Raw genomic sequence first — 21828 nt, 5'->3', positions numbered from 1 at the left:
GCTCAGCCCCGCCGTCGCTCGTAGGTGACGAAGGCGAACGCCGGCGAGCCCGCGGTGGCCCCGACGTCCTGCCGCGCCACCTCCCTCCAGCGGGACCAGTCCACCTCGGGGAAAAACGTGTCGGCCGCGGGCGCGTCGTCGACCTCCGTCAGCTCGAGCCGGTCGGCGTGCGGCAGGGCGAGGGCGTAGATCTCGCCGCCTCCCGCGCAGCACACCTCGCCCGGCCCGGCCAGGGCCAGCGCCTCCTCGAAGGACCCGGCGCGCTCGGCGTCCGGGGCGCTCCAGGACGGGTCCCGGGTCACGACGATGGTGCGCCGCCCCGGCAGGGCCTTGCCGATGGAGTCGTAGGTGCGCCGTCCCTCGACCATGGGCCGCCCCGTGGTCAGCGCCTTGAAGCGCGGCAGGTCACCGGGGAGCTGCCACAGCAGCCGGCCGTCGCGGCCGAGCGCCCGGTTGCGCCCGACGGCGGCGACCAGGACGAGGGTCTGAGCGCTCGTCATACGGCGATGGGCGCCTTGATCGAGGGGTCCGCGACGTAACCCTCCAGCGTGAAGTCCTCGATCTCGTAGCGGTCGATGGACACCCGGGGCGTGATCACCATGCGGGGCAGCGGCTTGGGCTCGCGGGTGAGCTGCAGCCGGGCCTGCTCCAGGTGGTTGCTGTAGAGGTGCGCGTCGCCGAGCGTGTGGACGAAGTCGCCGGGCTCCAACCCGGTCTGCTGCGCCACCATCATCGTGAGCAGCGCGTAGCTCGCGATGTTGAAGGGCACCCCGAGGAAGATGTCGGCGCTGCGCTGGTAGAGCTGGCAGGACAGCCGCCCCTGGGCCACGTAGAACTGGAACATCGTGTGGCACGGCGGCAGCGCCATCTGGTCCAGCTCGGCGACGTTCCAGGCGGACACGATGTGCCGGCGCGAGTCGGGGTTGCGCCGGATCCCTTCGACGACCTGGGCGATCTGGTCGACGTGCCGGCCGTCGGGGGTGGGCCAGCTGCGCCACTGGTGGCCGTAGACCGGCCCGAGCTCCCCGTCGGCGTCGGCCCACTCGTCCCAGATGGAGATGCCGCGCTCCTGGAGCCACCGCACGTTGGTGTCTCCCCGCAGGAACCACAGCAGCTCGCCGATGATCGAGCGCAGGTGGAGCTTCTTGGTGGTCAGGACCGGGAAGCCGGCGGCGAGGTCGAAGCGCATCTGGTGGCCGAAGACGCTGCGGGTCCCGGTGCCGGTGCGGTCCGCCTTGTCCACGCCGTGGGTGAGGACGTGGTCCACGAGCTGGAGGTACTGCTGCATGGCCACCACCGTAGTGGGGGACGCGGCTCGACCGCGGGGGACGCACGCCGACCGGCTGTGACCGAGGTCACACGGCTGGGATCCGGGTGGGCTGTAACGCCTGCGGGGTGCGCGCCGATGTAGCCCGTGGATCGCGTAGCCACCCGGACCCCCGAGCGGGTGGCTACGCGATCTGTCTACGTCCGGGCCCCGGCGCCAGCGTGGTCCGTCACCCCTGTCGGTGCGCCGGGATACATTGGGCCGTATGACGTCAGCACCCGCCTTCGGACGTGTCCTCTCGGCCGTCGTCACGCCCATGCTGCCGGACGGCTCCCTCGACCGTGACGGCGTCCAGCGGGTCGCCCGCCACCTCGTCGACCACGGTCACGACGGCATCGTCGTCAACGGCACCACCGGCGAGTCGCCCACCACGAGCGATGCCGAGAAGGTCGAGCTGCTGCGCCTCACCCGCGAGGCGGTCGGCGACGGCGTGGTGCTGGTCGCGGGGGTCGGGACCAACGACACCCGGCACACCGTCGAGCTGGCGCGGCAGGCGGCCGACGCGGGCGCCGACGGGCTGCTCGTCGTCACCCCCTACTACAACAAGCCCCCGGTGGCCGGGCTCGAGGCCCACTTCCGGACCGTCGCGGACGCCACCGACCTGCCGGTGATGCTCTACGACATCCCCGGCCGCGCCGGGGTGCCCATCCCCACCGAGCTGCTGCTGCGGCTGGCCGACCACCCGCGGATCGTCGCGGTCAAGGACGCCAAGGGCGACCTGTGGGCCGCGACCAAGGTGCTCAGCCGCACCGACCTGCAGTGGTACTCCGGCGACGACGTCGCCAACTTCGCCCACCTCGCCCTCGGCGCCGTGGGCATCGTGAGCGTCGTCGGGCACGTCGCGGGGGTGGAGTACTCCCAGATGGTCGGCGCCATGGCCGCCGGCGACGTGGAGCGCGCCCGCGAGATCCACCGGCGCCTCGTGCCCGTCGTCGACGCGGTGATGAACGTCACCCAGGGCGCCATCATGACCAAGGCGGCCCTCGTCGAGCTCGGCGTGCTCGCTCACCGCAGCGTGCGCCTGCCGCTCGTCGAGGCCACCCCCGACCAGGTCGAGATCGTCCGATCCGGCCTTCGTGACTCAGGACTGCTGTGACCTCTCGTTCCTCCGACCTCGTGACCGAGGTCGTCCCCGACCTGCCCGCCCTCCCTGCGCTCCCGGCCGACGGCCTGCGCGTCGTCGCCCTCGGCGGCCTCGGCGAGGTGGGTCGCAACATGACGGTGCTCGAGCATCGCGGCCGGCTGCTCGTGATCGACTGCGGGGTGCTCTTCCCCGAGGAGCACCACCCCGGCATCGACCTGATCCTGCCGGACTTCGACTACCTGCGGGACCGCCTCGACGACGTCGACGCGATCGTGCTCACCCATGGGCACGAGGACCACATCGGTGCGCTGCCCTACCTGCTCCAGCGCAAGCCGGACATCCCCCTGCTCGGCTCCCAGCTCACGCTCGCGCTGGTCGAGGCCAAGCTCAAGGAGCACCGGATCAGCCCCTACACCCTCGGGGTGCGCGAGGGGCAGACCGAGCACCTGGGCGTGTGGGGCCTCGAGTTCGTCGCGGTCAACCACTCGATCCCCGACGCCCTCGCGGTGTGCGTGCGCACCGACGCCGGGGTGCTGCTGCACACCGGCGACTTCAAGATGGACCAGCTGCCGCTGGACCGGCGCCTCACCGACCTGAGGGCCTTCGCGCGGCTGGGGGAGGAGGGCGTGGACCTCTTCCTGACGGACTCCACCAACGCCGAGGTGCCCGGGTTCACCACCCCCGAGCGCGAGATCGCCCCGGCCATCGACAAGGTGTTCCGGCATACCGAGGGCCGGATCATCGTCGCCTGCTTCTCCTCCCACGTGCACCGCGTGCAGCAGGTGCTGGACGCCGCGCACAAGGCGGGTCGGCGCGTCGCCATGGTGGGGCGGTCCATGGTCCGCAACATGACCATCGCCGCGGAGCTCGGCTACCTGCACGTGCCCGACGGCGTCCTGATCGACATCAAGAAGGTCGACTCGCTGCGCGACGACCAGCTGGTGCTCGTCTGCACCGGTTCTCAGGGCGAGCCGATGGCGGCCCTGAGCCGTATGGCGAACCGCGACCACCGCATCGAGGTCGGTCCCGGCGACACGGTGCTGCTCGCGTCGTCGCTGATCCCCGGCAACGAGAACGCCGTCTACCGCGTCATCAACGGCCTGATGCGGCTCGGCGCGGACGTGGTGCACAAGGGCAACGCCAAGGTGCACGTCAGCGGCCACGCCAGCGCCGGCGAGCTGCTCTACTGCTACAACATCGTCAAGCCGCGCAACGTCATGCCGGTGCACGGCGAGTGGCGGCACCTGGTCGCCAACGGCCGGCTGGCCGAGGCCACCGGCGTCCCGCGCGAGCGCGTGCTGCTGTGCCAGGACGGCACCGTCGTCGACCTGGTCGACGGCGTCGCCGAGATCGTGGGCGAGGTGCCGTGCGGCTACGTCTACGTCGACGGGTCGGCCCTCGGCGGCGAGACCAGCGACGAGCTGCTGCGCGACCGCCGGATCCTGCGGGACGAGGGTTTCGTGACGGCGATCGTCGTCGTCGACACCTCGACCGGGGAGGTCGTCAGCGAGCCCGAGATCACCTCCCGCGGCGTGGCCGAGGACCAGGAGGTCTTCGACCGGATCCGACCACGCGTCGAGCAGGCCGTCATCGAGGCCATGGCCAAGGGCACCACCGACACCTACGCGCTGCAGCAGGTCGTGCGCCGGACCCTCGGGTCCTGGGTGGGCACCAAGCTGCGCCGGCGGCCCATGATCATCCCCGTCGTCATCGACGCGTGAGGTCGAGGGCCCCTCAGGCCAGGGACTTCTCCTGCGCCGCGGGGCCCTCGATCTCGTCCTGCTGGTGGCGGGCCGAGATGATGCTGAGCGCGAAGACGGAGGCCAGCAGCATCGCCAGGCCGATGCCCTCCAGCAGCAGGTCCTTGGGCTGGGCGTGGAGCCGCTCGTTGTAGACCGCGCGGCCGATGACCAGGCTGAAGAGCGGGTCCAAGCTGGCGATGACCGGCAGGCTGGACACCAGCGGACCGGCCTGGAAGGCCATCTGGTTGAGGATCAGGCCGAGCGCCCCGGCGAGGATGAGGGTGTAGAGCTGCCAGGACATCAGCAGGTCCGGGACGCCGTGGTCGACGATCCGGGTGCAGGTCTTGATGAGCGCGGCGGTGCAGGCGTAGACGGCGGCGACGGCGGTGCCGAGCAGGGCCGCCTTGCGCCGCGGACCGACCCGCCGGGCCACCGTCACGCAGGCCACGACCAGCACGGTGGTGGTGACCCCGACCCAGATCGCGGGGCCGCGCGCGCCCTTGGCCTCGGCGCCGCGCGGCGCGACCGCGCCGGAGGCCCACAGGAAGAGCACGAGGCCGGCCACCAGGGCCAGGGCCAGCAGGATCTCGCGCCCCGACGGCCGCTGCTTGAGCAGCCACGCGTTGAAGACCAGGGAGAAGACCAGCGCCAGGGTCAGCATCGGCTGGACCACCGAGATGGCGCCCTGGCTGAGCGCCAGGACCTGCAGGACGATGGCGCCGGCGTCGCACAGCAGGCCGCCGAGCCACATCGGGTGGGTCACCATGGCGCGGACGTAGCCGCCGATGCGGGCCGCCCCGGACCCCTCGATGACGGGCATGGTGCCGGCGCTGCGGTGCTTGAGCACCGAGCTCATGGCGAAGACCAGCGTGGCGGCGACCGAGAGCAGGATGACGTGGGTCACGAGCGACCCCGCAGCCGGGCGGACCGGTCGGCGCCCGGCGCCAGCGTCGACAGGTCGACGTCCGGCAGCAACGACACGTCGGGCACGCCGGCCTCCTCGTAGACCGCGGCGAGCAGCGACAACGTGTGGGGCCAGATGACCGCGCAGTCCTCGGTGCGGTTGTGCTGCTGCAGCGTCTGCAGCAGGTCACGGTCGCGCGCCAGGCGCTCCAGCGCGACCGTCATGTCCCCGTCGGTCTCGCAGATCAGCCCCTCGCGGCCGTGCTTGATGAACTCCGGGAGCCCGCCGGACGCCTTGGCGACGATGGGCAGGCCCGCGCAGCGGGCCTCCAGCGCGGCCAGCCCGAAGGACTCGAGGTTGGCCGGGGCCACGAAGGCGTCGCTGGACTCCAGCATCAGCCGCACGTGGTCGCGGTCCAGGCGGCCGTGCAGGGTCACCTGGTCGGCCAGGTCGTGCCGGCGCAGGTAGCGCTCCATGGCGGACTGCCGGGGACCGCACCCGGCCACCTGCAGCCGGATCGTCGCGGCGTCGCCGAGGCGGTCCTGGGCCTCGCGAAGCATCCGCAGCAGCGGCAGCGGTCGCTTGCGGGCGCTGAGGCGCATGACGGCCGCCACCGTGATCTCGCCGTCACGGTCCGGGTAGCCCGCGCGCCGGGCCCACCGGGCGGGGTCGACGCCGTTGGGGACCACGTGCACGACCGCGCCGTCCGGCAGGACCCGGCGGACGTGCCGGGCGGCCGTGTCGCTGACCGCGGTCCAGGTGATCGGGAGTCGGGTCCAGCCCCACACCAGGTTGCACACCCGGAAGAGGTCGATGGCCCAGGCCCAGAGCGAGTGCACCGTCACCACGGTCGGGATGCCGGCGCGGGCGGCGGCCCGGGCGGCGAAGAATCCGAGGGGGCTGCCGACCCCGACGTGGCAGTGCACGAGGTCGAAGCCGCCGGTGCGCACGGCGCGCGAGCCGCGGCGCCAGGCGGCGGGATGTATGGCGTTGGACCACCGCAGGTCGTCGGTCAGCCGCGCGACCCGGTCCGGCCCGAAGGGGACGCCGGCGCTGGTGTGGGTGGCCGCGTAGGGGTCACCGCTGGCGGGCCCGTCCTTGTCGGAGGGGGAGCTCGTGATGACCACGACCTCATGACCCGCCGCCCGCTGGCGACCGGTCAGCTCTGCGACCTGCATCTCGATCCCGCCGAGGCGGGGGAGGTAGAAGTCGGTGACGTGCGCGATCCTCATCAGTCGGTGGTCCTTCGTCCTGCCGTCAGCTGGTGCCCACCACCCCCCGGCCGCCGGAGCCGCGCGTCGTCACGAGCACGCGCACCCCGACGGGGGCTGGCGGGGACGATGACGCCCCGTCGATCGATCATGCACCACCTGGGGCGTTCGTGCCGAAGCGGGTGGTCGGCGTGTCGGCCCCGGAACGGCCCCATGACGGCTCCGGGACGGCTCCGGGAGGGACCTTCCCAGCCGGGTCACATTGTGATCACCGGTGCGCGTGTGACGGGCGGTGCGGATGGGCCCGTCCCGTAGCCTGCGGAGCATGGCGACCCGTGGCTCCACCAGCACCTCACGCTCGAGCTCGACGAGCCGAGGCGGTTCGACGCGTCCCGGTTCCAGCGGCGGCGCCACCCGGCGCCCGGCTCCCACCAAGACCCGCGACGGCGGCCTGCCGCTGCCCGTGCGGGCGCTGCGGGGCACCTGGATGGGGCTGGCCCACGTGGTCGGCGGCGGCGTCCGGAGCGTCGGCCACGGCGCCACGGACCTGGAGCCGGAGCACCGCCGGGACGGGGTGGGCTTCCTCCTCGTCGCCCTGGCCATCGTGGTGGCGGCGCGCGAGTGGTGGGGCATGCCCGGGTGGCCCGGCGCCGTCGTCCACACCGTGGTCGCCGGCACCGTGGGCTGCATCGCGCTGGTCGTGCCGCTGGTGCTGCTCGGCTTCGGGCTGCGGGTGCTGCGCGCCCCCGACGACTCCCACGCCACCAACCGCATCGCCATCGGCACCTTCGCGGTGCTGCTCGCGGCCTGCGGCATCGCGCACATCGCGAAGGGGTTGCCCGACCCCGGCGCCGGCGCGGAGGCTATGCAGGCGGCCGGCGGGATCTTCGGCTTCCTCGCCTCGAGCCCGCTCGCGGCGGCGGTCAGCGTCTACGGCGCCGTGCCGATCCTGGTGCTGCTGGGTGTTTTCGGCCTGCTGGTCATCACCAAGACTCCCGTCCACCAGGTGGGTCCCCGTCTGCGCGACGCCTACCTGCGGCTCTTCGTGGGGGCGGAAGGGCCCTCGCGCGAAGCCGAGGAGGCCGACGCCCCCGCTCGTCGGCGACGCCGCCGGCTGGACGCCGAGCTCGACGAGCGCGACGGCGATGAGGCCTACGAGCAGGCGGCCGTGGTGGAGCCCAGCGGGCGCACCGCGGGGCCGCGCCCGGGGCAGAAGCGTCCGGTGGGCGCCGAGGCGGCCGCGCTGCAGCGTGCCAAGGACAACGCCGCGGCTGCGGGTGACGCCCCGGAGGACGAGCCCGATGGGCCCGCCGGCGCGCGCGGCCGGGGCGAGGATGCCGGGGCGACGCGCCCCCTGGCACCGGTCCCGAGCAAGCCGCAGCTGGAGGCCCCGCCGACCGAGCCGCTGCCGGCCCGCGTCGAGCAGCTGGCCCTCGCTGGCGACATCACCTACCACCTGCCCGAGGACACCATCCTCAAGCCCGGGCCCCCGCACAAGGAGCGCAGCGCCGCAAACGACCGCGTGGTCGAGGCGCTGACGGGGGTGCTCGAGCAGTTCGACATCGACGCGCAGGTCACCGGCTTCACCCGAGGCCCGACGGTGACGCGCTACGTCGTCGAGCTCGGGCCGGGCGTCAAGGTCGAGCGCATCACCGCGCTCTCCAAGAACATCGCCTACGCCGTGGCCAGCGCCGACGTGCGCATCCTCTCCCCGATCCCGGGCAAGTCGGCGATCGGCGTGGAGATCCCCAACACCGACCGCGAGAACGTCTGCCTCGGCGACGTGCTGCGCTCCCAGGTCGCCCGTAACAACACGCACCCGATGGTCATGGGCGTGGGCAAGGACGTCGAGGGCGGATACGTCATCGCCAACCTCGCCAAGATGCCCCACATGCTGGTCGCCGGCGCCACCGGTGCGGGCAAGTCCAGCTTCGTCAACTCGATGATCACCTCGATCCTGATGCGCTCGACGCCCGACGAGGTGCGGATGATCCTGGTCGACCCCAAGCGGGTGGAGCTGACGGCATACGACGGCATCCCGCACCTGATCACGCCGATCATCACCAACCCCAAGAAGGCCGCCGAGGCGCTGCAGTGGGTCGTGCGGGAGATGGACCAGCGCTACGACGACCTGGCCAACTTCGGCTTCAAGCATGTCGACGACTTCAACAAGGCGGTGCGGGCGGGGCAGGTCAAGCCGCTGCCCGGGTCGGAGCGGGAGATCCACCCCTACCCCTACCTGCTCGTGATCGTCGACGAGCTCGCCGACCTGATGATGGTGGCGCCGCGCGACGTCGAGGAGTCGATCGTGCGCATCACCCAGCTCGCCCGCGCCGCCGGCATCCACCTGGTGCTCGCGACGCAGCGCCCCTCGGTGGACGTCGTCACGGGTCTGATCAAGGCCAACGTCCCGTCGCGGATGGCCTTCGCCACGTCCTCGCTGGCCGACTCCCGGGTCGTGCTCGACCAGCCGGGCGCCGAGAAGCTCATCGGCCAGGGCGACGCGCTCTTCCTGCCGATGGGGGCGTCCAAGCCGATGCGCGTCCAGGGCGCCTGGGTCACCGAGACCGAGATCAACGAGGTCGTCAAGCGGGTCACCGAGCAGCTCAAGCCGAGCTACCGCGAGGACGTGACCGTCGTCGCCGCCAAGAAGCAGATCGACGACGACATCGGCGACGACCTCGAGCTGCTGCTGCAGGCCACCGAGCTGGTGGTGACCTCGCAGTTCGGGTCCACGTCGATGCTGCAGCGCAAGCTGCGCGTCGGGTTCGCCAAGGCGGGTCGCCTCATGGACCTGCTCGAGTCGCGCGGCGTCGTGGGCCCCTCCGAGGGCTCCAAGGCCCGGGACGTGCTCATCAAGCCGGACGACCTGCCGGCCACGCTGGCCGTCATGAAGGGGGAGGAGCCGCCGGCCGCCGAGCCGGCCGCCCCCGCCGCCGACCCCTACGGCGGGGCCTCGGAGGACATGGCGACCGGCCGCGTCGTCGACGAGGCGGAGGACGAGGAGTCCGAGGACGCCTGGGAGCTCACCGACCGCGGTCGCCGCTGACGGGTCGTCAGCCGGTGACGGCGTCGAGCACCCGCAGCACGTTGCGGTGCCCGAGGGCCTCCAGGTCGCGCCGGCTCCAGCCGCGTCGGCGCAGCGCGTCCAGCAGGACCGGGTAGGTCGAGACGTCGCCGAGCCCCCCGGCCAGGTGGGTGGTGCCGTCGAAGTCGGCGCCGAGCCCGACGTGCTCGACGCCCACGAGCTCGCGCACGTGCTCCAGGTGGGCCACGACGTCCGCGACGCCGGCGCTGCGCTCGTCCGCCGCCACGAACCTCGCCACGAAGGGCACGCAGCACACGCCGCCGCCCGCCGCCATGGTGCGCAGCACGTCGTCCGGCACGTTGCGGACGTGGTCGGTCACCGCCCGGGCGCCGGAGTGGGAGAAGATCACCGGGTGCCGCGTCGCGCCGAGCGCCGCGCGCATCGTGTCCGCCGAGACGTGGGACAGGTCCACGACCATCCCCAGCCGGTCCAGCTCGTGCACGACCTCCAGCCCGTATGCCGTCAACCCACCGTGCTCCGGCTCGTCGGTGGCGCTGTCCGCCCAGGGGGTGTTGTCGTTGTGCGTCAGCGTGAGGTACCTCGCCCCCAGGGCGTGCAGCAGGCGCAGCACGGCGAGCGACGACCCGATCGAGTGGCCGCCCTCGACGCCGACCAGCGAGGCGAGCCGGCCGTCCCGCCAGGCCTGCTCGACCCCGCGGACGTCGACGGCGAGGGCGAGGCGGTCGGCATACGTGCTGATCATCCGGTGCACCAGGTCGAGCTGCTCGAGGGTGGCGACCACGGCCTCGGGCTCGGGCAGGGCGGAGGAGACGCAGACCGACCAGAACTGCGCCCGCAGCCCGCCGCGGCTCGCCCGGGACCAGTCGGTGTGCAGGTGCGACTGCACCTCGCGCAGGTCGACGGCCCGGGGGTCGCCGCCCCACCGCTCGCGCAGCTGCCACGGCAGGTCGTTGTGGGTGTCGAGCACGGGCAGGGGGCTGCTCGCCAGGTCGGGCATGCCGTCATTCAACCGCAGGGCAACTAGGGTTGAGGGCATGACCACCCAGGCGAGCCAGACCGACGTGCAGCACCCGCGGACCGTGGCCGTCGTGACGCTGGGCTGCGCCCGCAACGAGGTGGACTCCGAGGAGCTCGCGGGGCGGCTGGCCGACGGCGGGTGGACCCTCGTCGAGGACGCCGCCGACGCGGACGTCGCCGTGGTCAACACGTGCGGGTTCGTGGAGCAGGCCAAGAAGGACTCGATCGACGCGCTGCTCGAGGCCTCCGACCTCAAGGAGTCGGGGCGCACCCAGAAGGTCGTGGCCGTGGGCTGCCTCGCCGAGCGCTACGGCGCCGAGCTGGCCGAGCAGCTGCCCGAGGCGGACGCCGTGCTCGGCTTCGACTCCTACACGGACATGTCGAGCCACCTGCGGGCCATCCTCGCGGGGTCGACGCCGCAGGCGCACACCCCGGGCGACCGGCGCCGGCTGCTGCCCCTGTCCCCGGTGGCGCGGCAGCAGGCGTCCGAGACGGTGGCGCTGCCGGGGCACGGGGCCGGCGCCGCGCACCACGGCGCTGACGCGGTGCACCACGGCGTGACGCAGGTGCCCGACCTGCCCGAGGGGCTCGCGCCCGAGAGCGGCCCCCGCGTGGTGCGTCGGCGTCTCGACGGCCGGCCGTGGGCGCCGCTGAAGATCGCCTCGGGCTGCGACCGGCGGTGCGCGTTCTGCGCGATCCCCGCGTTCCGCGGGTCGTTCGTCTCGCGCCGGCCCGCCGACGTGCTCGCCGAGGCGCGCTGGCTCGTCGACCAGGGCGTGCGCGAGGTCTTCCTCGTCTCGGAGAACTCCACCTCCTACGGCAAGGACCTGGGCGACCTGCGGCTGCTCGAGTCGCTGGTGGAGTCTCTCGGGGAGGTCGAGGGGCTGCCGCGGATCCGGGTGTCCTACCTGCAGCCGGCGGAGATCCGGCCGGGCCTGGTCGAGGCGCTGCTGGCGGTGCCCACCGTGGTGCCCTACTTCGACATCTCGTTCCAGCACGCGAGCGAGCCGGTGCTGCGCCGGATGCGGAGGTTCGGCTCGACGGAGTCCTTCCTCGCCCTGATCGAGCAGGTGCGGGCGATCCGGCCCGACGCCGGGATCCGCTCCAACGTCATCGTCGGCTTCCCCGGGGAGACCGAGGCGGACGTCGCCGAGCTCGAGCGCTTCCTGACGGCGGCGCGCCTGGACGTCGTGGGGGTCTTCGGCTACTCCGACGAGGACGGCACCGAGGGCGAGACCCTGGACGACAAGATCGACCCGGACGTCGTGGCGGAGCGGGTCGTCCGCCTGCAGGGGCTCGTCGACGAGCTCATGGCGCAGCGGGCCGAGGAGCGCGTGGGGGAGACCGTCGAGGTCCTCGTCGAGCAGGTGCCCGGCGAGGAGGACGACGAGGTCGTGGGACGGGCGGGCTTCCAGGGCCCGGACGTCGACGGCGTCACCGTCCTGGGGTGGCCCGAGGGGTCGCCGCTGCCGCGGGTCGGGGACCTCGTCACGGCCGTCGTCGTGGCCAGCGAGGGCGTCGACCTCGTCGCCGCGCCCACCGGCGGGGGCGGGCGATGAGCACCCCGCAGACCTCGCGGCCGGTCAGCGTCTGGAACATCGCCAACGCGCTGACCATCCTGCGGATCCTGCTCGTGCCCGTCTTCGTGTGGCTGCTGATGCGCCGCCACGGGCTCGACGCCGGCGACCGGTGGTGGGCCTGGGGGGTCTTCGTGCTGGCCTCCGTCACGGACAAGATCGACGGCGACCTGGCGCGGTCGCGGGGGTTGATCACCGACTTCGGCAAGCTCGCCGACCCGATCGCCGACAAGGCGCTCATGGGTGCGGGCCTGGTCTGCCTGTCCCTGATCGGCGACGTGTGGTGGTGGGTGACCATCGTGATCCTGGTGCGCGAGCTCGGCATCACGCTGCTGCGCTTCGTGGTGATCCGCTACGGCGTGATGGCCGCGAGCCGGGGCGGCAAGCTCAAGACCATGCTGCAGGCCGTGGCCCTCGGCATGTACGTCATCCCCGGCAACACCCTGTGGCACTGGGCCTGCGCCGTGGTCATGGCGGCCGCGCTCGTGGTGACCGTGGTGACCGGCGCGGACTACCTGCTGGCCGCCTACCGGCTGCGGCGCGACGCGAGGGACGCCCGGCCGTGACCGAGGCGGCGCTGCTGCTCGCCGAGCTCCGGCGGCGCGGGCTCAGCGTCGCCGCCGCCGAGTCGCTGACCGGCGGCCTGGTCTGCGCCGAGCTCGTGGCGGTGCCGGGGGCCTCACGCACGGTGCGGGGCGGCGTGGTCGCCTACGCGTATGCCGTCAAGGCGGCCCTGCTCGGGGTGTCCCAGGAGGTCCTGGACACCCGGGGCGCCGTCGACCCCGAGGTGGCCGAGCAGATGGCCCGCGGGGTGCGGCGGGCCTGCGGCGCCGACGTCGGCCTGGCGACCACCGGCGTCGCGGGGCCGGACCCGGCGGACGGGGAGCCGGTCGGCACGGTCTACGTCGCCGTGGCGGTCGCGCAGCGGTGCGAGGTCGTGCGGCTGCAGCTGGAGGGGGACCGGGCGGCGATCCGTGCCGGTGCGGTCGCGGCGGTGGTGCGCCTCGCCTTCGAGACGGTGCGCGGCGAGCCTCCGGCGACGGAACACCCGGCCGCCGGCGGACGTTGACGACGGGTACGCCCACCCCGGTGAGCCAGGCGCGCCAGCGCGCCAGGCCGGGGAGCGGCCCGCTATGGTGGGCTCTGGACGGAGGACGACGAGGGGAGGTAGGTCGATGATCCTGCTGCGCCGCGAGCTGGGGCAGGTCCTGCGCGACCGCCGCCGCCACCTGGGACGCACCCTGCGCGACGTGTCCGCCGACGCCAAGGTCTCCCTCGGCTACCTCTCTGAGGTCGAGCGGGGGGAGAAGGAAGCCTCCTCCGAGCTGCTCTCCTCGATCTGCAACGCCCTGGAGATGCCGCTGTCCACGCTGCTCGGCACGCTGTCCTCCCGGGTGGCCGAGAGCGAGGGTCTCGCCACCCCGGTCGCCCTGCCGGTGGCCGGCGACCGCACCCCCCGGCCCGTCACCGCGACCCGCTCCGCCGCCTGACCCACCCGACGACGCTCGGTCCCGCGGAGCTCGGTCTCACCCGTTGCGGCTCGGACCGGCACGACCCTCCCCGAGCGGGCGCTGGCGTCGCCCGTCGTCCTGCGGACCCAGACCGCCCTGACAGGTCGGGCAGTAGAACATCGCCCGGTCCTGCGGTGCCCGACCGATGGTGCTGAGCCGCACCGGCCCGCCGCAACGTCGGCACGGCAGCCCGCTGCGCCCGTGCACGTAGAGCTCCTCGCCCGCCCGGTCCGAGCCGGTCGACACCGACCAGCGCCGCACCTTGCTGGCGTCCACCAGGGCCTGCACCCGCACGACGACCGCGCGCAGCTCCTCCGGTCCGAGCTCCCCGACCGGGGCCCACGGCCACACCCGCTGCAGGAAGAGCACCTCCGCGTCCCACATCGTCCCGACGCCCGCGAGGTTGCGCTGGTCCAGCAGCGCCGCCCCGATCTCCCGCTCCGGCTGCCGCAGCAGGTTGGCGACGGCCTGGTCGGGGTCCCAGTCGGCGCCGAGCAGGTCAGGGCCGAGGTGCCCGACGAGGCGGCTCTCGTCGACGGTCCGCACCAGGTCCAGCATCCCCAGGCGCAGCCCCACCGCGGTGGCGGTCGCGCACCCGACGACGGCCCGCACGTCCGCCGCGCGCAGCGTCCGCAGCGTCAGGCGCGCCGGGTCGTGGGTCCGCCAGGAGCCCTCCATGCGCAGGTGGCTGTGCAGCGTCAGACCGTCGTCGAGGCGGTGCAGGATGTGCTTGCCCCGCGGCACGACCGCCACGGTGGTCCGGCCCCGCAGGTCGGCGGTGGCCAGGCTGGGCCAGCGCAGGTCGGAGTCGGTGATCACGCGCCCGGACAGCGCCTCGTGGAGGCGGCGGGCGGTTCGCCATACGGCATCTCCCTCGGGCATGGGGTGATCGTCGCACGCCGGCCCGTATGCCGGCCCGCCCGCCCGCGGGGCTCAGGCCTGGGGCTCGAAGCCGATGAGCCAGTGCAGCCCGAACCGGTCGACGACCTGCCCGTCCCACGCTCCCCAGGGGCGCTCCTGCAGGTCGTCCACGACGGTGCCGCCCTCGGCCAGCGCCGCGAACCAGCGGTGCGACGTGTCCGGGTCGCCGGCGCCGAGCAGGGCCTGCAGGAGCCCGGTGGTGCTGACGGCGCCCTCGCCGTCGGAGGCGTCGGCGCCGAAGACGGTGACGGGGCCGCGGAGCATGCCGTGGCCGATGGCGTCGAGGGGCTCGTCGGTGCGGTCCATGTCCGCACGGGTGTGCAGGACCAGCTCGCCGCCGAAGATCTGCTGGTAGGTGGTCAGCGCGTCGCGTGCCGTGCCCGGGAAGAGGACGTAGGGGACGGGGAAGGTCATGTTGACAGCGTACACACGGCGTCAGCGGATCAGGCAGAACGGGTGTCCGGCGGGGTCCAGGTAGACGCGGAACCCGCCGTCGGTCGAGGGCTGGTGCTCGTGCACCCGCCCGCCGAGCTCGAGCACCCGTGGCTCGGCGGCGGCGATGTCGGGGACGGACAGGTCGAGGTGGAGCTGCTGCGGGTGCGCCCCGCCCGGCCAGGTGGCGGCCACGAAGTCGTCGATCCGCTGGAAGGCCAGCGCCGGGCGCCCACCGGGGTTGTCGGGCGAGACGCCGCCGCCCGGGGGCACCAGCGTGGCCCAGTCGCGGTCGGCGCCGTCCTCCAGCGGCCAGTCGAGCAGGGCGGACCAGAACCTCGCGAGCTCGAGGGCGTCAGGGCAGTCGAGGATGATGAGGTCGAGCGTGGGGGTGATGTCCATGGGCAGGACGCTAGACCGGGTACCGGACGGCCGGCGTCCGGATGCCCCGCGGGCTCAGGAGGTCTGCTCGGGCGGGTAGGTGATCGTCGTCCCATGGACCCGGGCGAAGGACGTGAGCGAGTGGCCGGTGGTCCAGACCGTCGTCATGGTGCCCCCTCTCTCGTGCGGTCAGCGTCGCAGGCGGAGCCCGCGGGGCGTGTGGTGGAAGCCGGCGTCCCCCAGGGCGTGCACGAGGGGGTGGTCGGAGCCGAGGAGGGCGCCGCCGTCGGCCTTCTCCACGCTGAGCCGGCCCAGCGCTCCTCGGTGCACCGCCGCAGCCAGCGCGCGGGCAGCCGCCCCGAGGTCAGACGGGTCGTCGCTGTAGGAGAGCAGGGTCTTGCCGCCGCGCTCGACGTAGAGGACGAGCCGGCCGTCGACGAGCACCACGAGGGCACCCGCCTTGCGGCCGGGGCGGTGGCCGCCGGTGTCGTCGGGGCGGTCCGGCCAGGGGAGAGCGGCGCCGTAGGCGTTGGCAGGGTCGGACGCCGCCAGCACGAGGGTCCGGTCGTCCAGGTGGCCACCGACGCCGGGGGCGCCCGCCCACTGACGGGCGGCCCCCGCACGGTGGGCCGTCACGGACCAGGCGTCGCCGAGGTGGGCCAGCGGGCTGGCGGGCAGCTCCGGCTCGTCGAGCGGGCGGCTGGACGCGCGCAGCCGGTCGACGGCACCGGTCGTCGCGAACTGCGACCCGCCGAGCCCCTCCACGAAGTAGCCGCGGCGCACCCGTCCGGCCTCTTCGGCCGCCCCGAGGACGCGGTAGACGGCGGCGAAACCACCGGTCACGTCCTCGGCGGCGACGCTGCCGCGGGTCACCACCCCGTGCCGCTCGAGCAACAGCTCGGCCTGCGCCCACGCGCGCACCGTCGCGTCGGTCTCGACGGACGGCAGGATGCTCCACCGCCCCACCCCCCGCGCGTCGACGGGCAGGGTGGGGGTCGCGGCGGCGCCGGTGAGACCTGGACGCCCACCCCGCAGGGAGCCCAGGGCCCCGCGCCGCCCGAACCGGGGCGCTCGCGGACCGGCCGATCGTGACCGGTGCGTCGTGCGCCCGCCGCCGAGGAGGCCGCGCAGCGGCGCCAGCGTGTCGCCCGTGACGTGCCCCGCCCACACCAGGGCCCACAGGTCGTCGACCAGCTCGCGTCCCGGGGTCCGCTCGAGCGCGGTGGCGAGGCCCGCCACGAAGTGCGCGCCGCCCGTCCGCAGCAGCTCCAGCAGCTGGCGTTGCGCCTCGCTGAGGTCGGACCCGGCGCTGGGGGGCGCGAGGGTGAGCGGTGCCGCGTCGGCCAGGTGCAGCGAGACCCACCCGTCGTCGCCGGGCAGCGACCCCTGCCCCTGCCAGAGCACCTCCCCGGACGCCATGAGCCCGTCCAGCATGGATGGGGCGTAGTCGGGGACCCGCGCGGGCAGGACCAGCGTCTCCAGGGCGCTCGCGGGCAGCCGGGTCCCCGCGAGCTGCTCGACGGCGCGCACGACGGCGTCGAGGCCTCGGCTGCGGTCGCCGATGCCGTGCCATGCCGGGACGAACCTGGCCAGGTCCACCGCGGGGACCGGTTCCACCTCGGCGCGCAGGGCCGCGAGGGACCGGCGCCGCAGGAGGCGCAGGACGCCCGCCTCGGCATACTCCTGGCCGTGACGGCCACCGCCGAGCTGCTCGGGGAGCAGCTCGCCCTCGACGAGCTGGCCCGACGCCACGAGCCGCGCGAGCGCGTGGGTCACCACGGCGATCCCGAGGCCGAGCCGGGAGGCGACCGCGGCCGCGGGGAACGGCCCGTGGGTGCGGGCGTGCCGCAGCACTAGGCCGCCCAGCGGGTCGTCGCCGGAGTCGAGCAGCGAGCCCGCGACGCCCGGCGGTATGGCGACCCCCAGCGCGTCCCGCAGCCGACCGGCGTCCTCGACTACCGCCCAGCGGTCCTGCTCCGCGATCCGCACCGGGATCACCCGTCGCGCCGCCTCGAGCTCCGCCAGCCACCGGGACGCCTGCGCCTGGTCGGGGTACGCGTCGCCGGCGGCCACGCAGCGCAGGGCGACCTCCTCGGGGGTGAGCGGCCCGAGCACGCGCAGCAGGTCGGCGACCGCCTCGGCGTCGCGGCACCGCCGGTCGGGGGACAGGCGCTGCAGGTCCTGCTCGGTGGCGGTGATGACCTCCGGGTCGAGCAGGTCGCGCAGCGCCACCCCGGCGTCGGTGCCGAGCAGGTCGGAGAGCAGCCCGGCGTCCAGCGACAGGGCCGCGGCACGCCGCTCGGCCAGCGGCGAGTCGCCCTCGTAGAGGTACTGCGCGACGTAGCCGAACAGCAGGGACCGGGCGAACGGCGACGGCGAGGGCGTCTGCACGTCCACGACCCGCACCTGTCGGGACCGGACCTGGGTCATCAGGTCGACGAGCCCGGGGACGTCGAAGACGTCCTGCAGGCACTCGCGGACGGCCTCGAGCACGATGGGGAAGCTGGGGTAGCGGGTGGCGACCTCGAGCAGCTGGGAGGAGCGCTGCCGCTGCTGCCACAGCGCCTGCCGTCTGCCGGGGTTGCGGCGCGGCAGGAGCAGCGCCCGCGCGGCGCACTCGCGGAACCTCGCCGCGAACACCGCGGACCCGCCGATCTCGGTGGTCACCAGGTCCCGCACGTCCGCCGGGTCGAGCAGCACCAGGTCGGTGATCTCCCGCGACCAGTCGTGGCCGTCGGTCCCGCCGTCCAGCGGGTCCATGTCGGGCAGGCGCAGGATGATGCCGTCGTCGGCGTTCATCGCCTGGACGTCGTAGCCAAAGCGCTCCCGGAAGCGGGCGGCGATGGCGAGCGCCCACGGGGCGTGCACCTGCTGGCCGTAGGGGGAATGGATGGCGACGCGCCAGTCGCCGATCTCGTCGCGGAACCGCTCGATGACGATGGTCTGGTCGTCGGGCACGTCGCCCGTCGCCTCGCGCTGCTCGCCGAGGTAGCCGAGCAGGTTGTCGGCGGCCCAGTCGTCCAGGCCCGAGGCCGCGAGCCGGTCGCGGCCGGTCTCGTCGTCCACCCGCAGCAGCTCGCGCACGTAGGCCCCGAGCGCGGCGCCCAGCTCGGCTGGTCGCCCTGGCTGGTCCCCCTTCCAGAACGGCAGCCGCCCCGGCTGACCGGGCGCCGGCGTCACGAGGACGCGGTCGTGGGTGATGTCCTCGATCCGCCAGGACGTGGACCCGAGCGTGAAGACGTCGCCCACCCGGGACTCGTAGACCATCTCCTCGTCGAGCTCACCCACCCGGCGGCCGGGCCCGTCGCCGGTGGCCAGCATCACGGCGTAGAGCCCGCGGTCGGGGATGGTGCCGCCGCTGGTCACGGCCAGACGCTGGGCGCCCGGCCGGCCGGACAGCACGTCGGTGACCCGGTCCCACACGATCCGCGGTCGCAGCTCGGCGAACTCGTCGCTCGGGTAGCGCCCCGAGAGCATGTCCAGCGTCGCCTCCAGCACCGAGCGAGGGAGCGAGGCGTATGGCGCCGCGCCCCGCACCAGCCGCTCGAGCTCGTCGACGGTCCAGTCGTCGAGGGCGCACATGGCCACGACCTGCTGGGCCAGCACGTCGACGGGGTTGGCGGGGATGCGCAACGACTCGATGCCCCCGGAGCGCATCCGGTCGATGACCACGGCGGTCTGCACCAGGTCGCCGCGGTGCTTGGGGAAGAACACGCCCCGGGAGACGGCCCCGACCTGGTGCCCGGCGCGGCCGACCCGCTGCAGGCCGCTCGCGACCGAGGGCGGCGACTCGACCTGCACCACGAGGTCGACGGCGCCCATGTCGATCCCGAGCTCCAGCGAGCTCGTCGCCACGACGGCCGGCAGGCTGCCGGACTTGAGTGCCTCCTCGATCTCCTTGCGGTGCTCCTTGCTGACCGAGCCGTGGTGCGCCCGGGCCAGCACGGGGGCCGCGCCCTGGCTCTGACCGGCCTGCCCCATGAGGTGGGCGGGGGTGCCGTGGGTGAGACGGCTGGGGGGCAGCAGACCGTCGGCCGCAGGTCCGGGGGGCGCCTCAGCGCCCGGCGGGCCGTCCGCGGGCTCGGCGTCCGCCAGTCGCTCCTCCCACTCCTCGTTGAGCCGGGCGGTCAGCCGCTCGGCGAGACGGCGGGAGTTGGCGAAGACGAGCGTGGACCGCTGAGCGGCCACGAGGTCCACGATCCGCTCCTCCACGTGGGGCCAGACCGAGGCGGCGCGCTGCGGGTCCGCGCCGCCCGGACCGTCGAGGTCCACCGACCCGGCCGCCAGGTCGCCCAGGTCGGGGACCGGGACCACGACCTGCAGGTCCCACTCCTTGGTGGAGGTGGGCTGGACGGTCGTGACGGGTCGGCCGCCGGCGAGGAACCGGGCCACCTCCTCGACCGGGCGCACGGTGGCGCTCAGCCCGATCCGGGTCGCGGGTCGCTCGAGCAGGGCGTCGAGGCGCTCCAGGGAGAGGGCCAGGTGCGCACCCCGCTTGGTGCCGGCCACCGCGTGGACCTCGTCCAGGATCACCGTCTCGACGCCGCGCAGCGCCTCCCGCGAGGCGGACGTGAGCATGAGGAAGAGCGACTCGGGGGTGGTGATGAGGACGTCCGACGGACGCTTCTGGAAGGCCCTGCGGTCCGCCGCGGGGGTGTCTCCGGACCGCACCGCGACCGTGACGTCGGGACGGGGCACCCCGAGGCGGTCGGCGGCGTGACCGATGCCCACGAGAGGGGAGCGCAGGTTGCGCTCGACGTCGACGGCGAGCGCCTTCATCGGACTGACGTAGAGCACCCGGCAGCGTCGCAGCGGGTCCTCCGGCGGCCCGGCGGTGGCCACCTGGTCCAGCGCCCACAGGAAGGCGGCGAGCGTCTTGCCGGACCCGGTCGGGGCCACGACGAGGGTGTGCTGGCCGGTCGAGACCGCCTCCCAGGCGCCGGCCTGGGCGGGGGTCGGCGCGACGAAGCTGCTCCGGAACCACGCCTGCGTGGCCGGGGAGAAACGATCGAGGACGTCGGTCATAGTGAGGCACAGCCTGCCACCGACCACCGACAGACCCCCTGATCACCACGAGGTCGGCCGCCCCCACCCGCAGGTGGGAGCGGCCGACCAAGTGGGTTCCGCCTGCGAGGGACGCGGCGGACGTGGCGGACGCGGTCGTCCGTCAGCGGCGGAAGCCGTCGTTGCGGCCGTCCAGGTCGCCGTCGCGCAGGTCCTCGCGCAGACCCTCGCGGCCGGTGGTGCCGTGCTGGCCGCGGGCGAGGTTGTCGCGCTCGTCGACGTTGCCGCGGACCACGTTGGTCTCGTGGTCGGTGCCGATGCGCTCGGTGCGGGTGCCCTCGGTGTGGGCGCGCTCGGTGTGGACCGGACGCTCGTGGTGCTCGACGTGATCCTTGCGGCCGCGCTTCATCAGGCCGGCGAGACCGAGCAGACCGAGCAGGCCCCACAGGCCGGTCTTGTCGGACTCGGTCGTGGTGGTGGTCGTGGTGACCGAGGTGCTGGGGCTGGGGGAGGAGGTGTCGGCCATCGCGGCGCCGGCGGGGGCGAGCACGAAGGCAGCGGCGGCGGCGCAGGTGGCGGCAGCGGTGGTCAGGAAGGTACGCATGGTGGTGTTTCCTCTCGTTCGGTGCTCTGGGTCAGTGACGGTTGGTGGACTGGGCGGTGGCGCCGTGGGCCTCGCGGGCGCGGCGGTCGTCGTAGGCCTGCTTGCCGCGGACGAGCCCGGCGAGGCCGAGGGCCCCCAGGAGCCCCGCGAGACCCCACTTGCCGGAGTTGTCGTCCTTGACGTTGTCCTCGCCGGTGTCGCCAGCGGCGACCACGACGACGGAGGACGTGGCGTGGTGCTCCGCCGCCGTCGAGGGAGCGGCTGCGAAGCCGGCCGCGCCGGCAGCGATCGCGGCGGCGGTCGCGAGGCGCATGGTGGTGCGACGCATGACTTTCCTTTCGTCGTACGGGCTTTGGTCCTTGTACGCACTCAGGCCACCCCCACCTCGTGAACCGGTTGTGGGCGTATTCGATGTGATCCATGTCACAGGTTAGACGGGGTGCAACCTGGTCACTCCCTGTAGTTTCGCTGGTCAGAGGCGGTGAGGCCGCGGTGATCGGCCGGGTCTTGGTCGTCTGAGCATGTGGACGCTGTTGCCGGGTCGTGACCCGACGAGAGAGGCTCGTGACATGCGTGTCTCCGAGCTGAAGCGTCTCCTCGACGACGAGTTCGGAGCCTCCTACGCCTCCTCGGTCGCGGCGGACCACCAGATGGGGGCGCTGGGCGGCCGGACGGTGGACCAGGCGGTTGCGGCCGGGATCGACCCCCGCACCATCTGGCTGGCGCTGTGCGACAGCTATGACATCCCGCCCGAGCGGCGCCTCGGCAAGGACCGCCCGCTGCGACGAGACGCACCCCTGGACTGACCCGGGCCGTATGCCGCCCGCGTGTCGCACCCGGCGCGTCGAACTCATGTTCGGTAGATTCATCCACAAGAGCTCGACCCGGCGCAGCACCGTCCACAGATCACCGTGGTCCAGGGAGGGTCTGTCAGTGGTGGCTCCTAGCGTCTGACCCAAGACATCGGTCACGGGTTGCCGGTGGACGCGATCCGACGAGAGACAAGGACAGCAGTCATGGCAGCTATCACCCCCATCAAGGGTTCCAAGGCCCCGGCCGACCCC

At 73.7% G+C, this 21828-nt stretch carries 19 protein-coding genes; 8 read left to right on the top strand and 11 right to left on the bottom strand.

Features of this window, described 5'->3' with window-relative positions; all coding sequences use genetic code 11:
* Positions 1-2: 2 nt before the first annotated feature.
* Together ADJ73_RS14640 and ADJ73_RS14635 are read right to left on the bottom strand one after the other, a co-directional pair.
* Positions 3-500, bottom strand: a complete 498-nt coding sequence (locus ADJ73_RS14640) for a dihydrofolate reductase (RefSeq protein WP_050348878.1) — start codon at positions 498-500, stop codon at positions 3-5.
* Positions 497-1288, bottom strand: a complete 792-nt coding sequence (locus ADJ73_RS14635) for a thymidylate synthase (RefSeq protein WP_050348877.1) — start codon at positions 1286-1288, stop codon at positions 497-499. Before ADJ73_RS14635 ends, ADJ73_RS14640 begins: the two co-directional genes overlap by 4 nt.
* Before the next feature lie 244 nt (positions 1289-1532).
* Here ADJ73_RS14635 and dapA point away from each other — a divergent pair, with 244 nt between their 5' ends.
* Positions 1533-2423, top strand: coding sequence for a 4-hydroxy-tetrahydrodipicolinate synthase (gene dapA, locus ADJ73_RS14630; protein ID WP_050348876.1), 891 nt, complete (start codon positions 1533-1535; stop codon positions 2421-2423).
* A gap of 20 nt (positions 2424-2443) precedes the next feature.
* Positions 2444-4132, top strand: coding sequence for a ribonuclease J (locus ADJ73_RS14625; RefSeq protein WP_050349494.1), 1689 nt, complete (start codon positions 2444-2446; stop codon positions 4130-4132).
* 13 nt (positions 4133-4145) lie between these two features.
* Here ADJ73_RS14625 and ADJ73_RS14620 read toward each other — a convergent pair whose 3' ends face one another.
* The gene (locus ADJ73_RS14620; RefSeq protein ID WP_050348875.1) at positions 4146-5057 is read right to left on the bottom strand and encodes a DMT family transporter; all 912 of its coding nucleotides are present in this window, start codon (positions 5055-5057) and stop codon (positions 4146-4148) included.
* A complete protein-coding gene (locus ADJ73_RS14615) occupies positions 5054-6289 on the bottom strand; it encodes a glycosyltransferase family 4 protein (protein WP_050348874.1) in 1236 nt (411 codons plus the stop codon). Before ADJ73_RS14615 ends, ADJ73_RS14620 begins: the two co-directional genes overlap by 4 nt.
* Positions 6290-6593: 304 nt before the next feature.
* On the opposite strand from ADJ73_RS14615, the gene ADJ73_RS14610 reads away from it, so the two are divergent.
* Positions 6594-9317, top strand: coding sequence for an FtsK/SpoIIIE family DNA translocase (locus ADJ73_RS14610; protein WP_082177032.1), 2724 nt, complete (start codon positions 6594-6596; stop codon positions 9315-9317).
* A gap of 7 nt (positions 9318-9324) precedes the next feature.
* On the opposite strand, the gene ADJ73_RS14605 is transcribed toward ADJ73_RS14610, so the two are convergent.
* Complete coding sequence (locus tag ADJ73_RS14605) at positions 9325-10314, bottom strand: dipeptidase (protein WP_156188248.1); 990 nt, start codon at positions 10312-10314, stop codon at positions 9325-9327.
* Between the two features lie 37 nt (positions 10315-10351).
* Here ADJ73_RS14605 and rimO point away from each other — a divergent pair, with 37 nt between their 5' ends.
* The 4 genes from rimO to ADJ73_RS14585 all read left to right on the top strand — a co-directional run bounded on the left by rimO (position 10352) and on the right by ADJ73_RS14585 (position 13401).
* A complete protein-coding gene (gene rimO, locus ADJ73_RS14600) occupies positions 10352-11893 on the top strand; it encodes a 30S ribosomal protein S12 methylthiotransferase RimO (RefSeq protein ID WP_050348872.1) in 1542 nt (513 codons plus the stop codon).
* The gene (pgsA, locus tag ADJ73_RS14595) at positions 11890-12477 is read left to right on the top strand and encodes a CDP-diacylglycerol--glycerol-3-phosphate 3-phosphatidyltransferase (protein ID WP_050348871.1); all 588 of its coding nucleotides are present in this window, start codon (positions 11890-11892) and stop codon (positions 12475-12477) included. The genes rimO and pgsA overlap by 4 nt, the downstream gene beginning before the upstream one ends.
* The gene (locus tag ADJ73_RS14590; RefSeq protein ID WP_050348870.1) at positions 12474-12980 is read left to right on the top strand and encodes a CinA family protein; all 507 of its coding nucleotides are present in this window, start codon (positions 12474-12476) and stop codon (positions 12978-12980) included. The genes pgsA and ADJ73_RS14590 overlap by 4 nt, the downstream gene beginning before the upstream one ends.
* A gap of 106 nt (positions 12981-13086) precedes the next feature.
* Entirely contained in the window at positions 13087-13401 is a 315-nt protein-coding gene (locus ADJ73_RS14585) for a helix-turn-helix domain-containing protein (RefSeq protein ID WP_050348869.1), read from the top strand.
* Positions 13402-13437: 36 nt separating this feature from the next.
* On the opposite strand, the gene ADJ73_RS14580 is transcribed toward ADJ73_RS14585, so the two are convergent.
* From ADJ73_RS14580 to ADJ73_RS14555, 6 genes are all read right to left on the bottom strand, one after another.
* The gene (locus tag ADJ73_RS14580; protein ID WP_050348868.1) at positions 13438-14304 is read right to left on the bottom strand and encodes a DNA-formamidopyrimidine glycosylase family protein; all 867 of its coding nucleotides are present in this window, start codon (positions 14302-14304) and stop codon (positions 13438-13440) included.
* Between the two features lie 51 nt (positions 14305-14355).
* Positions 14356-14757, bottom strand: coding sequence for a VOC family protein (locus ADJ73_RS14575; RefSeq protein WP_050349492.1), 402 nt, complete (start codon positions 14755-14757; stop codon positions 14356-14358).
* A gap of 21 nt (positions 14758-14778) precedes the next feature.
* Positions 14779-15177 (bottom strand): VOC family protein, encoded by a 399-nt coding sequence (locus ADJ73_RS14570; RefSeq protein ID WP_050348867.1) that lies wholly within the window; start codon positions 15175-15177, stop codon positions 14779-14781.
* 168 nt (positions 15178-15345) lie between these two features.
* Entirely contained in the window at positions 15346-20181 is a 4836-nt protein-coding gene (locus tag ADJ73_RS14565; protein ID WP_050348866.1) for an ATP-dependent helicase, read from the bottom strand.
* 142 nt (positions 20182-20323) lie between these two features.
* On the bottom strand, positions 20324-20764 hold the full coding sequence (locus tag ADJ73_RS16725) for a WGxxGxxG family protein (RefSeq protein ID WP_082177031.1): 441 nt from the start codon (positions 20762-20764) through the stop codon (positions 20324-20326).
* A gap of 31 nt (positions 20765-20795) precedes the next feature.
* The gene (locus tag ADJ73_RS14555; protein ID WP_050348865.1) at positions 20796-21092 is read right to left on the bottom strand and encodes a WGxxGxxG family protein; all 297 of its coding nucleotides are present in this window, start codon (positions 21090-21092) and stop codon (positions 20796-20798) included.
* A 241-nt stretch (positions 21093-21333) separates the two neighbouring features.
* On the opposite strand from ADJ73_RS14555, the gene ADJ73_RS14550 reads away from it, so the two are divergent.
* Entirely contained in the window at positions 21334-21570 is a 237-nt protein-coding gene (locus ADJ73_RS14550) for a DUF3046 domain-containing protein (protein WP_050348864.1), read from the top strand.
* Positions 21571-21828: the final 258 nt, after the last annotated feature.

The organism is Arsenicicoccus sp. oral taxon 190 (assembly GCF_001189535.1).
Classification (GTDB): Bacteria; Actinomycetota; Actinomycetes; order Actinomycetales; family Dermatophilaceae; genus Arsenicicoccus.
Note: the sequence above shows the minus strand (reverse complement) of the source record. Positions and strands in the feature narration are given on the sequence as shown.